Here is a 19,771-nt window from a genome sequence, read left to right on the forward strand (position 1 = left end):
CCGAACCTGCTCAGCATGGCAGGTCCCGGTGCGCCCGGTTCAGTCCCGGAGGGTGGTGAGCCAGTCGACGAGCAGGCGGCTGACCTCGTCGGGGCGTTCCTGCTGGATCCAGTGGCCGCGCCCTTCCAGCAGGTGGGAGGCGGACAGGGCGGGGAGGGTGGAGGGATGGGCGTCGATGGCATCGGCCATCCACGTGGTGGAGGCGTCCAGGGTGCCGCCGATGAACAGGGACGGCTGCGTGATCGGTGCTCCGCGGTGGGGAGCGAGGTCCTCCCCGTCACGGTCCATGTTGCGGTAGCGGTTGAGGGCGCCGGTCAGGCCGGTGCGCTCGAACTCCGCGGCGTAGACGTCGAGGTCGTCCTCGCTCAGCCAGGCGGGGAGCCGGCCGGCCGGGAAGCGGTCGCGCAGCCGGCCGCCGGGGGAGACGAAGTGCGGGTCGGGCTCGCCCGCGGCGGGCATGGTGTCGGCGGACAGCGCCGCATAGAAGCCGGCGAGCCAGCCCCGGACGTCGGGCTCGATCTCCGCCTCGGCACGGCCGGGTTCCTGGAAGTAGGAGACGTAGAACTCCTGCTCAGGGCCGCCGATCCGGCCGAAGACGGCGGTGGGGCGGGGGCCGCCCGGCGGCGCGTAGGGGACGCTCAGCAGACCGACGGCGCGGAAGACCTCCGGGTGGAGCAGGGCGGAGGCTGCGGCGATGTTGGATCCCCAGTCGTGGCCGACGACCACCGAGTCCGCCGCTCCGAGGGCGCGCACCACGGCCACGTTGTCCTCCACCAGGTCGAGCATCCGGTAGGCGTCGGTCGCGGCGGGTTTCGAGGAGCGGCCGTAACCGCGTACGTCGATCGCCACCGCCCGGTAGCCCGCGGCGGCGAGGGCCGGGAGCTGGTGGCGCCAGGAGTACCAGGACTCGGGGAAGCCGTGCACGAGCAGGACCAGCGGGCCGGTGCCCTGCTCGACCAGGTGCAGGCGCCCGGCCGGGGCCTCGACGGTGCGGTGGCGGAGCTCGGCGGTCGGCTCGGGCTGCATGGGCTTCTCCTCGGTTCGCGGGCGGAATCGGCTACCCGTCGATCATGCGGCGCGGCAGCCTCCCGGCGCGATCGGCGTTGCCAGTCTGGCAAGCTCGCAGGACAGGACGGGGGAGCGGTGCGGTGGGAGGAGCGGGAACGGTGACGGGTGACGACCTGGACGGCACGCCGGCGGCGATGGGTCCCGGGCTGCGGGCCGCGCGCGAGCGGCGCGGCGCCACGCTCGCTGGTGTCAGCCGTGCGACCGGCATCTCGCCGAGCACGCTGTCGCGGATCGAGACCGGCCGACGCAAGCCCACCCTGGAGGTGGTGCTGCGGCTGGCGAAGGAGTACGGCGTCTCCCTGGACGAGCTGGCCGGTACCGCTCCCGCCGCCGCCCCGGTGGCCGAGCCGCGCACCTCGGCGCCGCCCCGCTTCGGCGACGACAAGGCGGTGCTGCCGCTCACCCGGTACGTCGGCGGCTTGCACGCCCACAAGCACGTACTGCCCGCCGTCGAGGATCCGCCCGTGCGGCCCCGGCAGGTCTCCCACGAGGGCTACGAGTGGCTGTGCGTCCTGTACGGGCGGCTGTGGCTCGCGCTGGGCGACCAGGATCTCGTCCTGGCCGCCGGGGAGGTCGCCGAGTTCGACACCCGCACGCCGCACGGGTTGGCGAACGCAGGCCCCGGCGGGCCGGTCGAGTACCTGGTCCTGTTCGGGCCGCAGGGCGAACGCCCGAGGCCGCGGACCAGGCCGGCCCGCGCGTAGCGGTGCGGGGCCCGGCCGGGCGCGGCGCGCTCGGCGCACGACCTCGGTGGGCAGGACCCGCTGGATCCGCCCACCGAGGCTGTCGGTATCGCACGGGTCCAGCTTGGGCATGGCGCCCCAGGGCGTGGGCCAGGGGTGTCCCGCCTCGTGCTGGTGGACGAACGGGACCGCGAATTCGACGAGGTCGCCGCCGGAGCCGGCCTGCCGCCGCTCCGGCCGGACGACGACGAGGCCGTGGCCATCGCGGTGGCCCCGCGTACCGCGGCGAGCGGCCTGGCGCTCCAGGCCGCCGCATCGGGAATCGCCTGGGAGACCACCGGGCCCACGCCGACGGGCCGCCGGTCGACGACTCGACCTGCCGGGTCGACGCCTCGGACGATTCCTGGCCCGCATCTCCCAGAGCGTGGCGATGCTCCCGGCCGCCTCCACCCTGGACGCGGTCGACGAGGCCCTGGCGCACCTCCGGACGGCGGCCGGGCAAGGTCCTCGGCCGGGTTCAGCTCTTGCGGGCCAGCGGCTGACCGGTGAAGCTCACCGCTGCCAGGCCATGGGCCATCAGGTTGCGGATGTTGCCGTGATCGGTGTCGTCCGGCGTTGCCAGCACGCTGCGGTAGTGCTCACCGAACGCCAGCAGCGCCTCCTGGTCGCTCAGCCCTTCCAGCAGGGCCAGCCCCAGCGTCTTGCAGGAACCCTCGTTGGTCCCTGCGGCGTTGTCCAGGTCCCCGTTGCGGAACGCCTGCGGCTGGTACTCGTAGTGCGCGGCGACGAAGGCCAGGGTGCCGGCGAACTCGTGCTCACCCGACGCAAGGCTCGCCCGCAGCGAGTTCAGATCAGTCATGTCGATTCCCCTGGGTTGGACAGACGATCCGATTGCCGTCCGTGACCGCACGAAGATACCCCCCTCACGGCCGCCGCCCAGCAGCGTCCCACGTGTCGGAACGCCACCGTCTTCCCAGGTCACGATGGACGAACGGGTCGCGGCGAGGCGGGGTCGCACCGCCGCATTGTCAGTGCCGGGCAGGATGATGATGTTCATGACCGAAAACATTGCCTTGCTCTCTCCCGCTGCTTACGCGGAGGCCGTGACCACCGCCCTGGCCGCGTCGGCCGCGTACTACGGGGACGGGACCACCCCGCTCGGCGACGACGAGTACGACGGGCTGCTGCGCTCCATCGCGGCCTACGAGGAAGCCCACCCGGACGAGGCGCTCGCCGAGTCGCCGACCGGGAAGGTGGCGGGCGGGGCCGTGCAGGGCGACGTTCCGCACTCGGTGCCGATGCTCTCCCTCGACAACGTCTTCGACGCGGACGAGCTCGCCGAGTGGGCCGCAGGGCTGGAACGGCGTCTCGGGCGCCCCGTGGCCGGATGGTGTGTGGAGCCGAAGCTCGACGGCCTCGCGGTGGCCGCCCGGTACCGGGGTGGCCGGCTCGTCCAGATCCTCACCCGTGGCGACGGCCTGGCCGGCGAGGACATCACCCACGCCGCCGACGCCATCCTCGGTCTGCCGCCGCTGCTCACCGCGCCGGCCGACGTCGAATTGCGGGGCGAAGTGCTGCTGACGACCGAGCAGTTCGAGGAGGCCAACCGGATCCGGCTCGCCCACGAGGCCACGCCCTTCGCGCACCCGCGCAGCGGAGCGGCCGGCACCCTGCGGGCCAAGGACCGCCCGTACCGGATCGAGCTGACCTTCTTCGCCTACGGCGCGATCGGCCTGGAAGACCTCGGTCACACCGCTCTGCTGGCGAACCTCGCCGTGCTCGGCGCGAACACGGCCGCCAGTACGGCCGCCGCCCCGATGCGCTGCGAGACCGTGGAGCAGGTGCAGGAACGCATCGACGTGATCGCCGGCCTGCGCGGAGACCTGCCGTTCGGGATCGACGGTGTCGTCGTCAAGGCCGATACGGCCGATGACCAGCGGCAGGCCGGAAACGGTTCGCGCGCCCCGAGGTGGGCGGTGGCCCGGAAACTGGCGGCCGAGCACAAGGTGACCCGTCTGCTGGCGGTGGAGTGGAACGTCGGCCGGACCGGGATCATCGCCCCGCGCGCCGTCCTGGAGCCCGTGGTCATCGACGGGGTGACGGTCACCTACGCCACGCTTCACAATCCGTCCGACATCACCCGCCGCGGTCTCATGACCGGCGACCAGGTGTTCGTGTACCGGGCCGGCGACGTGATCCCCCGGGTCGAGGCACCGCTGGTCGACCAGCGCACCGGCGCCGAGAGCCCGATCGTCTTCCCTGAGGCGTGCCCCCGCTGTGGGGACGCGATCGACACCTCCGAGCAGCGCTGGCGGTGCGTGCGCGGCCGGAGCTGTCAGGCCGTGGCCTCGGTGATCTACGCGGCCGGCCGGGACCAGCTCGACATCGAAGGCCTCGGCGGCACGCGCGCGGTCCAGCTGGTGGAGGCGGGTCTGGTCAACGACGTCGCCGACCTGTTCACACTGACCCGCGAGCAGCTCCTCGGCCTGGAGCGGATGGGTGAGACCAGCGCCGCCAACCTCCTGGCCGCGATCGAGACCGCCCGCGGTGCGGCCTTGAGCCGCGTGTTCTGCGCCCTCGGCGTCCGCGGCACCGGGCGCACGATGTCCCGCCGGATCGCCGCGCACTTCGGCTCGATGGCCGCGATCCGGACCGCCGACGCGGAGACGCTGGCCGGGGTCGACGGCATCGGCACCGAGAAGGCCCGGGTGATCGAGGCAGAACTCGTGGAACTCGCCCCGCTCCTCGACAGACTCCAGGCCCAACGGGTGGGCACGCAGGTCACCGAGCCGCAGAAGCCCGCGACCGGTACGGGCGGCGCGAGCGGCACGAACAACGAGAACAACGAGAACAACGAGAACAACGAGAACGGCGTGAACGACGGCGAGGACTCGGCGGGCGGCCCGCTGGCCGGACAGGCCGTCGTGGTGACCGGCTCCATGACCGGGCCCCTCGCGGTGTTGTCGCGGAACGAGATGAACGAGCTGATCGAGCGGGCGGGCGGAAAGGCATCGTCGTCCGTGTCCAAGCGCACCACCCTCGTGGTGGCGGGGGAGAAGGCAGGCTCCAAGCGCGCCAAGGCCGAGGAACTGGGCATCCCCATCCTCGACCCCGAGGAGTTCGCCGTGCTCGTGGCCGGTTTCCTCCCCACCGCATAGTGCCGCGGCCGGGCGGGCGCCGGCGCCGGGATCCGGGCGCCGGCGAGGCCCACCTGCCTCGCGGACGCCCGGTCCCCGCGCGCTACAGCTCCTTCCCCAGCCCGTCTGCCGGTCCCCTTCCGCGGCCCTGCCTGAGCCTCTGCCCGGGAGCCTGAGAGAGGCCCGGGGCTTCCCCGTGAGCATGCTCCGCGCTGGAGCCGGCTCCCCGGCTCCGCAGTTCACCGATCGGGCGCACTCCTGTCTGGGTAAGCCGGATCATGCGCAAGTGTTCCGGCTCCGCTTCCTGGGCGACGGGTTCCGTCTCCCGGGGCTCGGGCGCGGCTTCGGGTTGGTTCGGGTCCGCTTCCAGCGCCTCCCGGTCCGGGGTCAGGGCCAGCTGACGCACCTCGGCGTCATCGTCCTCGTCCCCGGACTTCGGGAGTGATTCGAGGTGTCTGGAGAAGGCGTCCGGGTCGTCCTCCGGCGCCTCTTTCATGTACGGCTTCCACGGGTTCTCGGGTTCCTGCCCCGCCGGCTCCCCCTTCGCGTCCCGCAGCCACGGGTTCTCGGCCCGTTCCACTGCCTCGGGCCCGCCCTCGTACGGCTCCCCGTACGGTTCCTCGTAGGACTCCGCCCCGTCTTCGTATCCGGGCTCTCGGCCGCTCTCGTCGCTCATGGCGATGTGCCTTCCTCCTGGTCGTGGCCCTACGGGAGTTCGCCGCGCTTGCGCATGGCCAGCTGGACGGGCAGCACCCCCTGGGCGGCGGCCGCCGCCTCCCGGCGCAGCCTCGCCTCCCTTTCCTCCTGGGTCTCCGGCGTGGCGTCCGCCTCGAACAGGGCCGGGTCCAGTTCGCGCAGGTGGTTCTTGAAGGCTTCCGGGTCGTCTTCCGGCGCCTCGTTCAGGTACGAGTCCTCCGCGGTCTCAGCCGTCTCCGCAGCCGACGCGGTTTCGGCCGTCTCCACGCTCTCGACCGTTTCCGCCGCCTCGACACCGACGTCGGGTGAGGCGTCCGCGCCGTCGTACCCGCCCTCGCCGCCTTCGCCGCTCATTCCGTCTCTCCCCTCTGGTCACGTCCTACGATCAGACCGGTGCCCTGCGGCGGGGTCACGAAGCGGGTGAAGAGCTCCTGCTTCTTGCCGAGCTCCGCCGCTCTGTCCTCCGATGTACCGGGAGCCCGCTTCTCCGCGTACGCGGGGTGGGTCGCCTGTTTGGCGAGGAAGCCGACCCGGGTGTGAGGTTCCCCCGAGATGCGGGGATGGGTGACAGGGGGTCAGATGGGTCTCATGAGAGGAACCCGGACGATGTCCGCACCGAGGAAGTATCCGTTGGAGTTGCGTGAGCGTGCGGTGCGGATGTATCGCGCCGCGGAGCCGAAGCCGGTGATCCGTCGTATGGCCGAGGATCTCGGTGTGCATCACGAGGCTCTGCGGAACTGGATCCGTCAGGCCGAGGCCGACGCCGGCGAACGGGGAGACCTGCTCACCACCGCGGAGCGTGAGGAACTGGCGGCCTTGCGGAAGGAGAATGTCCAGCTCAAGCGGGCGAATGAGGTTCTGCGGACGGCGTCGGCTTTTTTCGCGGCGCAGCTCGACCCGACCCGGCCCAGGTGACAGGACTCCTCGACGAGCACCCACACCTGGGGGTCGAGCCCGTACTCCGGGAACTCTCCCTCCCCTCTTCCACCTACTACCGTTGGCGCCGGGCGGAGAAGGAGCCGTGCGAGCGGCGCCGCCGGGACATCGAGCTGACGGACCGTATCCGCCAGGTCCACGACGCCTCCGGCGGGATCTACGGCTCACCGCGCGTCCACGCCGTCCTGCGGCGCGAGGGCACCCGAGTCGGCCGCAAACGCGTCGAACGGCTCATGCGCCAGGCCGGCCTCCAGGGCCTCAGTCCCCGCAAGGCCAAGGGCTTCACCCGCCGCGACCCGAACGCCGAGCTCGCCCCGGACCTGGTCGGGCGCGACTTCACCGCGACCGGGCCGAACCGGCTGTGGGTCACCGACCTGACCATGATCGCCACACTGGAGGGCCCGCTGTGGCTCTCCGCGATCCGCGACGCCTTCTCCCGCCGCGTCGTCGCCTGGGAAACCTCCGCCCGCGCCGACGCCGACCTGGTCCTGACCACGCTTGAGTACGCCCTCGCCTCCCGCGAGCCCATCACCGGCGAACTCATTCACCACGCCGACCACGGCTGCCAATACACGTCCGTGAAGCTCACAACACGCCTGCTCAGAGCCGGGATCCAAGCCTCCATGGGCTCCGTCGGCGACTCGTATGACAACGCCCTCGCCGAGAATCTGTGGATGCTTGTCAAGACCGAGTGCGTCCGCGGCCGCGTCTTCGCCACACGTGCCGAGGCGAACCTCGCACTCTTCAACTACATCGACGGCTTCTACAACCCCCACCGCATCCAGGAACGACTCGGCTACCTCAGCCCCATCGAGTTCGAGGAGAAGCACTACGCCAACCAGGCAGCCACCGAACAAGTGAACCTGAAACCACGTCAACCCGCCCTGACCAGCTAGTCAACCACTCCCGCACAGCGGGGGAACCTCAGTGTGGAACTGGACCTCGAAGCGGGTGTCCGTTCCACTCGCACGCCACGAGGTGTTCACGCCGCGGTACTCGGAGTCCTTCCAGGAGTTCCGCACTCCCTGCTCCTCGTGCCCCAGCGCGGTCAGCGCGCCGATCGCCCGCAACGAACCGGCGACGTACTGGTCGTCGGGCAACTGGACGGTGTAGCGGATCGCATCCTTGATCCGCTTCAGCGCGTCCTGCTCCGACATGCCTTCGGCCTGGTAGCCGGCGACCTTGCGGCGGAGCGATTCCTCCGTCTTGACGGCGTGGTCCAGACCGACCAAGCGGACGCCGTATGCGTCGGCGAACCGTTCCTCCGCGGTACGGCGGTCTTCCCCGTCCTGTTCGGGTTCTCCCGCCTCGCGCCCGGCTGTCCCGCCTGCGGCGACGACGACCGTCTTCATGTCCTCCCGCAGCAGCTGCTCCCGCCGGGTCATCTCCCGGTGGAACCTCCCGGTGTCGTCGAGCGGTGCCTGCGCCTCGTTGCTCTCGAGTCCCTCGGGCCCCTCCACCGATTCGGGGGCCGCCAGGTGCCGGCGGTAGTTCTCCAGCGCGCCCGAGCCCTCGGCGGGATCTGCCGGGGGCTCGGCGTCCTCGTCCGCCTCCCACGCTTCGGAGCCTTCCGATCGTCTCTCCATCTCTCCTCCGGTTCCTAGGACTTCAACAGGCCGATCCAGGCCGCCTCCATGCCGTACTCCACCGCCACGTGCACCCCGAGGCAGTAGCCCACGGCCGAGAGGGCGGGGCCCGAGTACAGGCGGGCGAGCTCCACCCGGCAGGCCTCCATCGCGACGCCCGTCGCGTCCAGCGCGGCCTTCTGGGTGGCGGCCCGCGCCACCTGGGTGCGGGCGCGCCGCAGTTGCGGCAGGGCGCCCGTGGCGACGGCCGCCCGGACCAGGCAGGGGGCGGGGCAGGACACACACGCCTGGTGGGGACGGGTGGCGGGTTTCGCAGCGGGGTGGGGCGGCAGCGGGCCGCGGGTGACCATCGCCTGCCACAGCTGTGCCTCGTACGCGTGCCCGGTGGCCTCGGAGAGCTGCCCGAGCCGCCGCAGGGTGCGCACGTGCCGGCGGATGCCGGCCCCGACCAGACAACTGGTCCGGCTGCCGGGGTGCGCCGCCGCGAGCGGGTGGAGCAGATCCACCACGTCCGCCTCCCCGGCCGCCGCGGTCCACAGCGCCACGGCCAGTTCGGCCTGTGCCCCCACGCTCTCGCTGACGTGGTGGTGCCGGGCGTCCTCGGGGCGGTGGCAGCGGGCCCCCTGCGGCAGGGGCGTCGGCGCGGGCGGCTCGCCGGGGGACCGAGGGGTCAGATCCGGGGCGGTGACCTGGACGGACTGGGGGCGGACCAGTTCCCGCGAGGACACCAGGCAGCGCCCCACGGTGAGCGAGCCGAGCAGTGAGGTCTCGGTGTCGGACAGGCCCAGGGCGCCGCCCAGTGACTGCTGGTCGTCGGTGTCGACGATCCGGTGGGCGATCTTGAGGCCGGTGTTGCGCAGCACCTCGCGGGCCACCGCGGCCGGGCTCTGGTCGACCACGATCAGCGATTCGCCGTACGCGCGAATCTCCGCCAGCAGTTGCGTCATGAGGCGGGCGGCCACACCGGCCGCGTCTCCGTCCTCGGCGCCGGTCGGGCGGGGCTCCGGCATCAGCCGGTGGGCCTCCTCGACGACCGTCACATGGGTCACGCCGGCCGACTCGCCCCGGGCCCGGGCCGCGTCGGAGACGTAGAGCACCAGCATCGCGGCGAGGAAGGCCCGCTCCTGCTCGTCCCCGAGGTCTCCCAGCCGGACCAGCGTGGGCCGTTCGGTGAGCCAGACGGGCGGGCCGCTGCCCGCCACCCGTTCCGCCCGGCTGGGTTGCAGCAGCAGCCGCAGGCGCAGCCCCAGGGCGGCCCGGATGTTGCTTTCCACCTCACCCTGGTAGCGGAGTTCGGCGACGAGCGAGTCGAGCCGGGCGGCGGCGTCGTGCAGGCTGACCGAGGAGCCGGCGGCCGCGTCGACGGCGAGCTCCTCCAGGATCAGCGAGGCCACGTACGGCGACGGCACGGCGAGACCGAACGCCGCGCGGAAGGCGGTGCCGACCTGGGCGATGTGCCGGTCGGCGGGCTGACCGGGCCAGGGCGCGAGCACGTTCATGCGAAGCTCGGTCCCGGACACGACGGTGAGGCCGCCCTCCAGTGCGCCGGAGAGCCGCGCGTAGTCGCCCTTGGCGGGGTCGATCACCAGGAAGGGCACCCGGTGCTCGTTCCACAACTGGAGCAGCAGGCTGCTGGTGGTGGTGCTCTTGCCGGATCCGGTGATGCCCGCGACGAAGGCGTGTCCGGCAAGGTCGTCGACGTCGATCCGCGCGGGGAGGTCCGTGCCGAGCCAGTTGCCGAGGGAGAGCGCGCGGCGGGTCGGGGACGAGCGCCGCCCGGCCGGCAGGGAGCGCCGGACCTGGAGGTCGCCCACGGCGTCGGCGGGCGGTACGAGCAGGGAGCCGAGGTCGTGGGAGCTGAGCCAGCCCCCGGCGGGCGCGGCCCCGGCCCGGCAGCGGGCGGTGTCCCAGTCCTGGGTGCGGCCCTCGGGCGCCGCGGCGGTGTCGGCGCGCAGGGCCCGGCTGAAGGCGCTGCGCACCACGGCGGCCGTCTCGTGGGTGCGGGCGCACAGGTGGACGGCGACGCTCCAGCCGCCGGTGCGCAGGCAGTCGTCGACGAGGGCCTGCCAGGCTCCGAGGGTGGCGGTGACGGCTTCGGCCCGGGGGTCGACCACGGAGTGGTGGCGGTGTTCGGCGATCCCCTCTGAGACCGTGACCCGGCGGGCCGCCTGGGCCCGCAGGTTCGCCAACCGGCCGCCCGCCGCGGTGAGTTCGCCGGAATCCAGCGGCAGCAGGGTGAGGACCACGCACCAGCCGGTCAGAGGCAGCCCGAGCAGCCCGGTGAGATGGGGCAGGCGCTGGTCCTCCGCGAGGCCGCTGCCGCCGCCCGCCGAGGGGTCGGCCGACCGGGTCCGGCAGACCAGGGCCTCCTCGATGTGCGCCGGATCCGCGACCACCGGCCAGCCGGGCGGGGTGCCGGGTTCCCAGATCATGTCCGGGGCCTGGTCGGAGAGCCACTGGCGGACACCGTCCCCCGGGGTGTGAGCCGGGCCGCCCGCGACGGTGCCGGGCTCGCGGGTGCGTCCGGTGTACATCCCGGTACCCATCCCGGGGTCCAGCCCGATGGCCACCCCCGCCCGGCCGCTCTCGTCCGCCCCCACGATCAGGGCCGCCGGCCGGCGAAGGGCCGCGAGGGAGCTCCAGGCGGCCGTGGCGCGGGCGGCGGAGAGCCGGGGTTCCTGATCGGAGGCCGCCTCCCGCAGGCAGAGCCAGCTGAACCGGTCCGGGGTGGCGCCGAGTTCGTTCAGCGGGGCGGCGGGCGTCCCGGGGCCGGGCCCGCGCGAGAGGAGCTGCTCGGCCGTGGCGAGCGCCTGCTCGTCGGGGGCCCACTCGCGGGAGGACTCCAGGATCACCGCGACCTGTTCGAGCAGGGGCGGCAGGGCCCCGTGCGCCGGCGGCCCGGCGGGGGTGCGAGGAGCCCCGGCGCGGGGGGCCTTGGCATCGGTCCCCGGCCAGGTCATGCGAACACCGCCGTGATCTGGGTGACGAGACTCAGGGCGAGGGGAGCGGCGAGAACCCAGGCGAGGCCGTCGGCCCAGACCCCGAGCCGGAACCGCCGGGCGGTGCGCGTGGTGACGACGCTGGAGACGGGGCCGCCGGGAGCGGCGAGCACCTCGGCGCGGCGGATCCGGATGTGGCCGGTACGCAGGCCCCGGCGGCTGACCCGGATCAGGTCGCCCTGCCGTACCTCGGGACCCAGGAGGTCGCCCACGAGGCTGCACGCGGTGGTGTTGCCGGCCATGTCGCGGATCCGGAACCGGCGTACGGCCTGCTGCAGTTCGCCCTGCCCGGCGGACTGGGCGGCCCGGGTACCGCTCCTGAAGGCGTTCGCGAGTCCGGTGAAGAGCAGGCGCAGGGCGGTGGTGATCAAGGTGAAGCAGCCGCGGACCAGGGAGAGGAGCACGGAGAGGATCCCGCCGCCGCCTCCGGAGGGCGAGCCGTGGAAGGCCAGGTGCATGGCGAGTCCCATGACGGCGACGATCGCGAGGAAGTAGACGAAGTCCTTCAGTACGGCCGTGACCGGCATGTCCCCGCCCATCGAGGCGACCAGACGGATCAGCGCCAGCAGCAGGTGCAGCAGGCCGAGGGCGACCAGCACGCCGAGGCCGAGCATCCGGTGGCTGACGGTGTCGAGCACCACGGGCCCGTCGACCAGCCCTTCCAGGTCGCCGCCCGCGGACCGGCGCCGCTGGGTGGACGCGGCCGAGGCCGGTCCGGGAGCGGATGCCGAGGAGCCCGGGTCCGCAGGGGGTCCGCCGTCGGCCGGCGGCGCGGGAGGCGGCATCCGCCCCGGCGGCGGGGTTCCGGCGGCGGGCGGTACGGGGCCGGGCTGTCCGGCGGGGTCCTGGGGGCCGCCGGGTACGTGGACGATCCGGCGCGGCGCCGTCCGGTTCGCTCGGCCGCCGTCAGCGTCGGGGGCCGGGCGGCTGGGCCGGTGCGGTGGCGGCAGGGGCGGGAAGAGCGGTGCGTCGGCGTCGCCCCGGAGCCCGGCGGGATCCGGGAACAGCGGCGGGTCGGCGGGGTGGGAGAGACCGCCGGCGCCGGAGGGATCGGAAGTGCCCGCCGCAGTCGTGCGCACGGGCATGCCGCAGTGGGGGCAGGAGGCGGCTCCGGGTGCCTGTTCCCGGCCACAGTTCCAGCAACTCCCCATCATGCCCCCGGAATTGACGATCGTAGTTGACTCAGTTTCTATGAGTTCTACTCAGAAACACGTAGCTTTAAGTAAATTGACGACCCATCATGATCAGATGGGTTGACGCGTGCACACGGGGGGACCGTATGGAATTCGGGCAGCGGCTGCGCCGCGTCCTGGGCCCGTTCGCCCGCGAGGCCGAGACCCGCGCCACGGCGGCCCGGACCGGGAACACGGCGGCTCCGGGGACCACCGGGGGGCAGCTGGCCGCCGGACTGGCCAGGCCCCGCCACGCCGGACTCTTCGAAGCGCTCCACCGGCTGGACGCCGGCCTGAGCCGCGAGGCGTTGAGCGAGCTGACCGACTGGATCCGCGAGGAGTACCAGAACGAATACGGGGACTTCCCGGTGGGCTGGGTCGCCGTGTGCGGCCTGGGCCCCCCGTACGTCGACCACCGGCTCGACCTGACCATGGCCATCCTCCAGCACTACACGCCGGCCGACGTGGTCCCCGAGCCCTACGCGCGCGCCCGGATGATGATCCGCACCGGCGCGTACCCGCTCGTCGAGGTCTACGCCAGCGGAGCCCTCGTGCCCGTCCCGCCCGACGGAGTCGTCTACACCCGCGGCATGTGAGCCCCTCGCTGCCAGACCCGAACAGGAGCAGAAGGCCTCATGGCAGACATCGACCACCACCTGCGCAGACAGGTCTCGCAGCTCAGCAACCTGGTGAACCAGCTCGACATGCACGTGGCGAACGTGTCCGGGCAGGTGGCCGGGGTCGAGGCGACACAACGTGACACCCGGGACTCGCTGCAGCAGCTCCGCGACGACTTCCAGGCGTTCGTCCGCTCCGCGCAGCTCGCCGACGCGCTCCAGCGGGCCGAGACCAGGATCGGTGTGATCCAGGACCGCATCGAGCACGAATTCGGCCACCACAAGGTGGTGCGGCGCACCACGGTGGGTCTGCTCCAGGCCTTCGACACCGGCCTGGTCTCCGAGGAGTCCGTACGGTCCGTCAGCGACGAGCTGATGATCCAGACCCCCCGCTACTGGCTGGCCCCGGCCCTCGTCGCGCTGGCCGCCTGGTCCTCCGACGACCGCGACCTGTGCGACCGGGCCGTCACCGAGGCCTTCCGGCGCTCGCCCGGCCGCACCTCGCTGCTCTTCGCCCTGATCCTGCGCCGCCAGAACCGGCAGGCCGCCGCCGTGCGCTGGCTCCTGCACTACCTGCGCGCCCAGGACCCGACCGCGCTGGGCCGGGAGTTCGCCGTCATCCTGGAATCCGTGGCCCAGGGCGCCTTCGGACCGGCCGGCCGCGAACTCCTGCGCACGGTGCTCGAGGAATGGCTTGAGGTGCTGCTGGAGGGCGAGCAGACCGTCGCGGCCCAGGTCCAGCGCTGGCGCGCGGAGGTCGCGGCGCACATGGGCAAGTCCGCGAAGACCGACTTCCCGGCGCTGGCCGCCGTGTCGCCGCAGTGGCCCGCCCTGGACTACGTACTGTGCGCGGCCGATGTGCACCGGGCGCTGCTGGAGAAGTACAACCGGCTGATGAGCCAGGAGGACCGGCTCACCCACCGGGTCGAGGACCTGGTGGACGACATCCTCGACCGCCTGGTGTCCGAGTACGACAACGAGGAACTGCCCCTGCGCCGGGACCTGGCCTACAACGAGGCCGTGCTCGCCCACGACGGCGACACGACGGCGGCCCGCGCGGCGGCGGACGCCGACGCCACCTCGCTGGAGGAGAAGCTGGACTACCTGACGGTCCAGTCGGCCTCCGCCCTCAGCCCGGCCGCCATCGGCGTCTCCGCCGCCACCCAGCGGCTGGCCGTCGGCGCCTGCCACGACTGGTTCCGCGAGGCGCACGCCGAATTCAGCCGCGACTACCGCACGCACCTCCCGTCAACCGTCGAGGCCGTCTTCCAGACCCAGCACAACCTCGGGGCGCAGACCTTCGGACTGCCGCGCTGGACCGGCGCGTTCACCACGCCCATGGAGCAGCTCGAACGTTCCCTGAGCGACCACTGGGACAACCACGTGGGGCCGTTCATCGCGGGTCTCGTGCCCTCGTGGCGCAACGAGGTGGTCGCCCCGGCCATCGTCCTGCTGCTCCTGGTGCTCCCGCTCGCGATGAGCGTCCACCCGGGCGGGGGCCTCGTCCTCACCCTGCTGGCCGGCGGGATCTGGGCCCTGGTCATCACCCGCGGCCGACGCGAGGCCGTGGAGCGGCAGCAGTACGCGCAGGGCGTGCTGGACCGCTCGAAGGCGGACTCGCTGCTCCAACTGCGCGCCGCCGGCGCCGAACTCGTCGACTTCGAGACCAGGTTCCGCGATGCCGACGCCCAGGAACCGGACGTACGGGCGATGATCGACGGCCTGGCCGGGGCCGGCGAGGGGAGCTCCCCCTTCGAAGCCCGCGTCGTACGTCCGAACGGCACCCCGAACGGCAGCCCGGCAGGAGGCACGCAATGAGCGGCAGCGCACAGGAAACGAGCCGGCCGGAGCCGGAGCCCCTCCCCTGGGCCCGGCAGCAGACCACCGCCGAGACGGCGGCCACCGGGCGGCTGCGCCGGATCGTGGAGGGCCTGCCCGACTGGGAGCCGCTGCCGCCCGGCGAGATCCTGGTGCGGCGGGGCGGGAACGACTGAGCCGATGCTGTGGACCTCGGGAGGCCACTACCGTGCCTGGGCCGACCACCTCGAAGCCTGGGCGGACGAGCGGGTGCCGGTGGACCCGGCCCTGCCCGGCATGGCACCGGCCGACTTCGCCGCCGACACCTGGAACCGGCTCGTCGAACGGCTCCGACAGGCCCTGGACCGGCGGCTGAACCTGTGGAGCCGACGGCTGACCGAGGCGATGGCCGAGGCCTCCGACGAGTTCTCGGTCGGCCGCGCCCTCGTCCAGGCCCGCACCGGACTGCGGGAGATCCGGACCATGGCAGGCCACCCCGGCCTGCCCGCGGACCTCCGCGACCGGCTCCGGACCGCGATCGACGACCAGATCCGCGACGCCCAGCGCTCCCTGGAACAACAGGTCGAGGACATGCGGCGGGACGGCACCGACCCCCGCCTGATCGAGGCGCGGCTGCGCGCCGTCCGGGACAGCTCCCTGACCGGCGCGCTCGACGGCCCACCACCCGCCGCCGGAACCGGCCCCGACCCCTGGCGCCAGGACCCGGCCGCCCGGCCCCGCCGCCGGGTCATCACCGACTGACGCACCCCGCTCCGCCCGCCCTTCCCACGGGAACCGTACGAACGACAGAAGGTCTCCATGCCCCTCTTCGCCGAGGCTCGCCGCGATCTGGACAGCTACATCGCGGCCCGCATCCCCGTCGTCGGCCTGCGCACCATCGAGCAGCCGCGCGCGATGCGGCTGGTCAGGGAGGCCGCGGGCAGTCCGGCCCGGGCCGCACTGCCCTTCTGGGTGTACACCCGGGCCACCGGACTACGCGATCTGCGGACCAACGCACCGGTCAACGACGACCGTTCCCTGACCGGAGCGATGGAGTTCGCCGCGGCCCAGTTCACCGGCCGGGCCCAGGCCACGGTCGTCTTCGTGGACCCCGACGACGTCAGCGGCGACAGCCCCTTCACCCGCCACCTCTCCGAGCTGGCCCGGCTCGCCGACAGCAACTCCGGCTGTCTGATGCTGATCACGGACACCCCCATCTGGACGGGGCTGCTGCGCCTGGGCATGACCCTGCAACTGGACCTCCCCGACGCGGAGGAGATGTACACGCAGATCACGGGCTTCCTGGGGGACCACCACGGCATCGTCCCGATCGAGTGGACCGAGCAGGACACCCGGCGGGCCGCGGAGTTCCTCGTCGGCGTCACCGAGGCGGAGGCGGTGAACCTGCTCGCCACCATCGTGGCGAAGGGCTCGGTGAAACGGGAGGACGTCCACCTGCTGGCCCGAGCCAAGGACCGCATCTTCGGCGACCTGGCCGGGCTGGAGCGCGTCCAGGTCAAGGAGGCCGACCGGCAGATCGGCGGTCTGTTCACCCTGCGCGCCTGGCTGCGCAACAAGCGCGAGCTCCTGGAGTCGGACCTGCGCGGCACCGGGCTGCGGCCCCCGCGCGGGGTGCTGCTGGTCGGCGTACCGGGATGCGGGAAGTCGCTGTCCGCCAAGGCGATCTCCGCCGAGTGGCAGCTGCCGCTCTACCGGCTGGACCTCGCCTCGATCCTGGGCAAGTACGTAGGCGAGTCCGAGGGCAGGCTCAAGGACGCGCTGGAGACCGTGGACCGGATCTCCCCCTGCGTCCTGTGGATCGACGAGATCGAGAAGGGGCTGGCCGGGCAGAACGACTCCACCGGAGTCAACCGGCGGCTGGTGGGGCAGTTCCTGTTCTGGCTCCAGGAGAGCGGCTCGCGGTCCTTCGTCGTGGCCACCGCCAACGACGTGCGCAGCCTGCCCCCGGAGCTGTTCCGCAAGGGCCGCTTCGACGAACTGTTCTTCGTCGACCTGCCGGACGAGGCGGACCGGCGCGAGATCATCGGCATGTACTACCAGCGCTACGTGAAGGCCGCCCCGCCGCAGGACCTGCTCGACAGCCTGGTGGCGATGTCCGACGGCTTCGCCGGAGCGGACCTCGAATCGGCCCTCCACGACGTGGGCGCGATGCGGCACATCCGCGGCGAGGCGGCGGTGACCCCCGAGTTCGTACGGGACACCTTCGCCAACACGATGCCGCTGAGCCGGACCAACCCCGACCAGATCGAGGACATCAGGGCCTGGGGCCGGGACCGCGCCGTCCCGGCGGGCACCCCTGCCGCGGCCCCGGAACCGGGCGCCCGGGGCGGCGGCCGCCGCATCCTGCCGCAGCCGGGCGGCGGGCTGCATTGACCGGGCTACCTCCGCCGGTAGGGGACGGGGCGGTGGTAGCGGCGGCACAGGGCCTCGCGGGCGGCGTCGAGTCCGGCCCCGGCCCGCTCGTCGGTGGCGACGCTCTCGCAGGCTCGCAACAGATCGAGGGTGTGCACCTGTGTGCTGAAGACCAGGACGGGTGCGTCGGGCGCGGCGGGCAGCCTGCGGGGGAGGGTGACCAGGGACAGGCCGGCGAGGCGTTGAGCGCTTTCGGCCCGGGCCCGTACGGCGTGGGCCGTGGTGGCCAGATGGCCGCCGGCCGCCATCACGTCGTGCAGCAGCCGGACGGGGCCCGCTTCGGCGGACCGGCGTGGCCGCCGGGGAGCGAGCGCGTCTCGCGCGGTCAGCTCGTTGCAGCCGAGCTCGAGCCGTCGGGCCCCCGCCAGGTCCCGGTGGCCGGAGGCGAGAGTGACGGCGTACCGGGCGACCTGGTCGATCAGATCGTCGAGCGGCAGCAGTCTGAGGGTACGGGCCCGCAGCAGCCACGGCACCTCCATGCGGTACCGGCCACGGGGGTCGACCGCCTCCAGCTCATGGCCGCTGCGCCACCGCACGTCCACCCAGTCCCGCGGGCCGCCGTCGGATGACACCTCGACATGGACGTCCGCCACCGCCCAGCGGTGGCCGCCGTGCTCGGCCACCGGCAGGCTCTGCTCTCCGCCCGGTGTGTGCGTACCCGGCCGGGCCCAGCCGGTCAGCGAGGTGCTGCCCGTGGGGCCCTCCGTCACCTCGGCGCCGTCGAGGACGACCGGCGCGAGGGCACCGGCGAAGGTCAGCACCGCGCCGCCGCCGCCCGCGTTCGCCGTCGTGACACCGTCCCCGTCGGAGAGTCCGGTCTGAGCCATGCCCACCTCCACCAGAAGTGTAGGGAGGGCCGGGCCGCCGCCCGGGAAGAGCCGCACGGCGCGCCGGTGGCTGCCGGCGGGCCGCGCTGTCGCGTGTCCGGCGCGCGGCACTGCGGGAGCGCGGGCCGGACGGGCTCCGGACGGGCCCGGATGCCGGATCGGCTGGGGGCGCGCACAGTGGGCTGGAGGACGCACGGCCGCCGCCACGACGGCGGACACGGCACACGGCACAGGGCCCGGGCCGTGCCGGTGCAGCGCTCAGGCGCGGACGAGTGAGGATGCCCCGATGGCCCAGCCTGCCCAGTCTCCCGAGCCCCCGGCGGACCACGTCGTCGTCCTGTTCGGGGCCACCGGCGACCTGGCCCGCCGCAAGCTGCTGCCCGGGCTGTTCCACCTGGCGCGAGCGGGACTGATGCCGCGCCGCTACCGCATCGTCGGCACCGCTCCCGTGGCGGAGGCCCTCACCGATCAGGAGTTCCGGACCCATGCGCAGCAGGCCGTGGCGCAGTTCGGGCGTTCGAAGCCCGAGGGCCCGGCCTGGGAGGCGTTCGAGGCCGCCCTGTCGTTCGGCGCGGCCGACACGGGGGCGGCGGACCCCCTGATGGCAGCGGTGCGCGAGGCCGAGACCGCCCTCGGCGGAGAGCCGCGCCGCCTCTTCCACCTCGCCGTACCCCCCGTCGCCTTCACCTCGATGATCGACCTGCTCGGCGCCACCGGGCTCGCCGGGAACGGCCGGGTCATCGTCGAGAAGCCCTTCGGCACCGACCTCGCGTCCGCCCGCGAGCTCAACGCCGCCATCCACCGCGTGTTCGACGAGTCACGGGTGTTCCGGATCGACCACTTCCTCGGCAAGGAAGCCGTCGACAACGTCCTGGCGCTCCGCTTCGCCAACGGCCTCTTCGAACCGCTGTGGAACCGCGAGCACATCAGCCACGTACAGATCGACGTGCCCGAGCACATCGACATCCAGGGCCGCGCTCGCTTCTTCGAGGGCACCGGAACCTTCCGCGACATGGTCGTCACCCACCTGTTCCAGCTGCTCGGGTTCGTCGCCATGGAACCGCCGGTCGCCCTGGAGGCGGACGCGCTCCGCGACGAGCAGGTCAAGGTCTTCCGCAGCATGCGGCCCCTGGACCCCGCGCACGTCGTCCGCGGCCAGTACACCGGATACCGCGACGAGCAGGGCGTGGATCCGGCGTCGGACACGGAGACGTTCGCGGCGCTGCGGGTCGAGATCGACAACTGGCGCTGGGCGGGAGTGCCCTTCCACCTGCGCACGGGAAAGGCCCTGGCCGAGGGCCGACACGTCGTGACGATCGGCCTGCACGAGCCCGTCCTGCGGATGTTCCCGCTGGACGCGCGGGCCGCTGCCGACGGCCGGAGCAACGAACTCGTCATCGACTTCGACGACCCGGGCTCCATCACCGCTCGCTTCCTGGTCAAGGAGCCGGGGCCGTCGATGCAGCTGGCCGACGCCGACATGGTCTTCAACTACGCCACCTCGTTCGCCGCGCAGAACTCGCTGGAGGGGTACGAGCACCTGCTCCTGGAGGCCATGCGCGGCAACCAGTCCCTGTTCACGCGGTCCGACGGCGTCGAGCGGCTCTGGGAGGTGGCCGCCCCGCTGCTCGACGCCCCGCCGCCGGTGGAACCGTACGCACCGGGCAGCTGGGGGCCGGACAGCATCGACGCCCTCGTCGCGCCGTACCGCTGGCATCTTCCCGACCGGCGGGCGTGAGGCCGGTGACACGGCCCGGCCCGGGGTGCAGAATCGAACGGGTGATACCGGGCGGGGGGCCCGGACCGGGGGCGGGGGAGCA

18 protein-coding genes are annotated in these 19,771 nt (G+C 73.0%); 10 read left to right on the forward strand and 8 right to left on the reverse strand.

The window, feature by feature from the left end:
- Positions 1-39 precede the first annotated feature (39 nt).
- Complete coding sequence (locus ACTVZO_RS37895; protein WP_443302688.1) at positions 40-1,026, reverse strand: alpha/beta fold hydrolase; 987 nt, start codon at positions 1,024-1,026, stop codon at positions 40-42.
- A gap of 140 nt (positions 1,027-1,166) precedes the next feature.
- Between ACTVZO_RS37895 and ACTVZO_RS37900 the strand changes: the two genes are divergently transcribed.
- Positions 1,167-1,772 (forward strand): helix-turn-helix domain-containing protein, encoded by a 606-nt coding sequence (locus ACTVZO_RS37900; RefSeq protein ID WP_443302689.1) that lies wholly within the window; start codon positions 1,167-1,169, stop codon positions 1,770-1,772.
- A gap of 496 nt (positions 1,773-2,268) precedes the next feature.
- On the opposite strand, the gene ACTVZO_RS37905 is transcribed toward ACTVZO_RS37900, so the two are convergent.
- Entirely contained in the window at positions 2,269-2,808 is a 540-nt protein-coding gene (locus ACTVZO_RS37905) for a HopJ type III effector protein (protein ID WP_443302690.1), read from the reverse strand.
- On the opposite strand from ACTVZO_RS37905, the gene ligA reads away from it, so the two are divergent.
- The gene (gene ligA / locus ACTVZO_RS37910) at positions 2,798-4,909 is read left to right on the forward strand and encodes an NAD-dependent DNA ligase LigA (protein ID WP_443303398.1); all 2,112 of its coding nucleotides are present in this window, start codon (positions 2,798-2,800) and stop codon (positions 4,907-4,909) included. The two genes, ACTVZO_RS37905 and ligA, sit on opposite strands and share 11 nt — an antisense overlap.
- 82 nt (positions 4,910-4,991) lie before the next feature.
- Here the strand turns inward: ligA and ACTVZO_RS37915 are convergent, their stop codons facing one another.
- Both ACTVZO_RS37915 and ACTVZO_RS37920 read right to left on the reverse strand, forming a co-directional pair.
- Positions 4,992-5,564 carry a hypothetical protein gene (locus ACTVZO_RS37915; protein ID WP_443302691.1) on the reverse strand — a complete coding sequence of 191 codons (573 nt, stop codon included), beginning with the start codon at positions 5,562-5,564 and terminating at the stop codon, positions 4,992-4,994.
- Positions 5,565-5,593: 29 nt separating this feature from the next.
- On the reverse strand, positions 5,594-5,938 hold the full coding sequence (locus tag ACTVZO_RS37920; protein WP_443302692.1) for a hypothetical protein: 345 nt from the start codon (positions 5,936-5,938) through the stop codon (positions 5,594-5,596).
- Between the two features lie 252 nt (positions 5,939-6,190).
- Here ACTVZO_RS37920 and ACTVZO_RS37925 point away from each other — a divergent pair, with 252 nt between their 5' ends.
- Positions 6,191-6,499, forward strand: coding sequence for a transposase (locus tag ACTVZO_RS37925; RefSeq protein ID WP_443299298.1), 309 nt, complete (start codon positions 6,191-6,193; stop codon positions 6,497-6,499).
- Positions 6,496-7,416, forward strand: a complete 921-nt coding sequence (locus tag ACTVZO_RS37930) for an IS3 family transposase (protein WP_443297102.1) — start codon at positions 6,496-6,498, stop codon at positions 7,414-7,416. Before ACTVZO_RS37925 ends, ACTVZO_RS37930 begins: the two co-directional genes overlap by 4 nt.
- On the opposite strand, the gene ACTVZO_RS37935 is transcribed toward ACTVZO_RS37930, so the two are convergent.
- The 3 genes from ACTVZO_RS37935 to ACTVZO_RS37945 are packed head-to-tail and all read right to left on the reverse strand — an operon-like array spanning position 7,417 to position 12,184.
- Complete coding sequence (locus ACTVZO_RS37935; protein WP_443302693.1) at positions 7,417-8,106, reverse strand: hypothetical protein; 690 nt, start codon at positions 8,104-8,106, stop codon at positions 7,417-7,419.
- Between the two features lie 14 nt (positions 8,107-8,120).
- Positions 8,121-11,066, reverse strand: a complete 2,946-nt coding sequence (locus tag ACTVZO_RS37940; protein ID WP_443302694.1) for an ATP-binding protein — start codon at positions 11,064-11,066, stop codon at positions 8,121-8,123.
- Positions 11,063-12,184: a hypothetical protein gene (locus ACTVZO_RS37945; protein WP_443302695.1), complete on the reverse strand. Its 1,122-nt coding sequence runs from the start codon at positions 12,182-12,184 to the stop codon at positions 11,063-11,065. Before ACTVZO_RS37945 ends, ACTVZO_RS37940 begins: the two co-directional genes overlap by 4 nt.
- Positions 12,185-12,384: 200 nt before the next feature.
- Here ACTVZO_RS37945 and ACTVZO_RS37950 point away from each other — a divergent pair, with 200 nt between their 5' ends.
- The 5 genes from ACTVZO_RS37950 to ACTVZO_RS37970 are packed head-to-tail and all read left to right on the forward strand — an operon-like array spanning position 12,385 to position 17,085.
- A complete protein-coding gene (locus tag ACTVZO_RS37950; protein WP_443302696.1) occupies positions 12,385-12,873 on the forward strand; it encodes a hypothetical protein in 489 nt (162 codons plus the stop codon).
- A gap of 39 nt (positions 12,874-12,912) precedes the next feature.
- A complete protein-coding gene (locus tag ACTVZO_RS37955; RefSeq protein WP_443302697.1) occupies positions 12,913-14,712 on the forward strand; it encodes a hypothetical protein in 1,800 nt (599 codons plus the stop codon).
- Entirely contained in the window at positions 14,709-14,888 is a 180-nt protein-coding gene (locus ACTVZO_RS37960; protein WP_443302698.1) for a hypothetical protein, read from the forward strand. Before ACTVZO_RS37955 ends, ACTVZO_RS37960 begins: the two co-directional genes overlap by 4 nt.
- A gap of 4 nt (positions 14,889-14,892) precedes the next feature.
- Positions 14,893-15,453, forward strand: coding sequence for a hypothetical protein (locus ACTVZO_RS37965; protein WP_443302699.1), 561 nt, complete (start codon positions 14,893-14,895; stop codon positions 15,451-15,453).
- 57 nt (positions 15,454-15,510) lie between these two features.
- Positions 15,511-17,085: an AAA family ATPase gene (locus tag ACTVZO_RS37970; RefSeq protein ID WP_443302700.1), complete on the forward strand. Its 1,575-nt coding sequence runs from the start codon at positions 15,511-15,513 to the stop codon at positions 17,083-17,085.
- Between the two features lie 5 nt (positions 17,086-17,090).
- Here the strand turns inward: ACTVZO_RS37970 and ACTVZO_RS37975 are convergent, their stop codons facing one another.
- The gene (locus ACTVZO_RS37975) at positions 17,091-17,951 is read right to left on the reverse strand and encodes a hypothetical protein (protein WP_443302701.1); all 861 of its coding nucleotides are present in this window, start codon (positions 17,949-17,951) and stop codon (positions 17,091-17,093) included.
- Positions 17,952-18,237: 286 nt separating this feature from the next.
- Between ACTVZO_RS37975 and zwf the strand changes: the two genes are divergently transcribed.
- Positions 18,238-19,689 (forward strand): glucose-6-phosphate dehydrogenase, encoded by a 1,452-nt coding sequence (zwf, locus tag ACTVZO_RS37980; protein ID WP_443302702.1) that lies wholly within the window; start codon positions 18,238-18,240, stop codon positions 19,687-19,689.
- Positions 19,690-19,771 lie beyond the last annotated feature (82 nt).

Source organism: Streptomyces sp. IBSNAI002 (genome assembly GCF_052244475.1).
In the GTDB taxonomy this organism is placed as follows: Bacteria; Actinomycetota; Actinomycetes; order Streptomycetales; family Streptomycetaceae; genus Streptomyces.

Bases quoted from the DNA above. Each gene is read 5' to 3' on its own strand.
- zwf (WP_443302702.1), top strand. From the start codon at position 18,238: ATGGCCCAGCCTGCCCAGTCTCCCGAGCCCCCGGCGGACCACGTCGTC.
- ACTVZO_RS37925 (WP_443299298.1), top strand. From the start codon at position 6,191: ATGTCCGCACCGAGGAAGTATCCGTTGGAGTTGCGTGAGCGTGCGGTG.
- ligA (WP_443303398.1), top strand. From the start codon at position 2,798: ATGATGTTCATGACCGAAAACATTGCCTTGCTCTCTCCCGCTGCTTAC.
- ACTVZO_RS37950 (WP_443302696.1), top strand. From the start codon at position 12,385: ATGGAATTCGGGCAGCGGCTGCGCCGCGTCCTGGGCCCGTTCGCCCGC.
- ACTVZO_RS37935 (WP_443302693.1), bottom strand. From the start codon at position 8,106: ATGGAGAGACGATCGGAAGGCTCCGAAGCGTGGGAGGCGGACGAGGAC.
- ACTVZO_RS37905 (WP_443302690.1), bottom strand. From the start codon at position 2,808: ATGAACATCATCATCCTGCCCGGCACTGACAATGCGGCGGTGCGACCC.
- ACTVZO_RS37955 (WP_443302697.1), top strand. From the start codon at position 12,913: ATGGCAGACATCGACCACCACCTGCGCAGACAGGTCTCGCAGCTCAGC.
- ACTVZO_RS37920 (WP_443302692.1), bottom strand. From the start codon at position 5,938: ATGAGCGGCGAAGGCGGCGAGGGCGGGTACGACGGCGCGGACGCCTCA.
- ACTVZO_RS37965 (WP_443302699.1), top strand. From the start codon at position 14,893: ATGCTGTGGACCTCGGGAGGCCACTACCGTGCCTGGGCCGACCACCTC.
- ACTVZO_RS37915 (WP_443302691.1), bottom strand. From the start codon at position 5,564: ATGAGCGACGAGAGCGGCCGAGAGCCCGGATACGAAGACGGGGCGGAG.
- ACTVZO_RS37975 (WP_443302701.1), bottom strand. From the start codon at position 17,951: ATGGCTCAGACCGGACTCTCCGACGGGGACGGTGTCACGACGGCGAAC.
- ACTVZO_RS37970 (WP_443302700.1), top strand. From the start codon at position 15,511: ATGCCCCTCTTCGCCGAGGCTCGCCGCGATCTGGACAGCTACATCGCG.
- ACTVZO_RS37960 (WP_443302698.1), top strand. From the start codon at position 14,709: ATGAGCGGCAGCGCACAGGAAACGAGCCGGCCGGAGCCGGAGCCCCTC.
- ACTVZO_RS37895 (WP_443302688.1), bottom strand. From the start codon at position 1,026: ATGCAGCCCGAGCCGACCGCCGAGCTCCGCCACCGCACCGTCGAGGCC.
- ACTVZO_RS37940 (WP_443302694.1), bottom strand. From the start codon at position 11,066: ATGACCTGGCCGGGGACCGATGCCAAGGCCCCCCGCGCCGGGGCTCCT.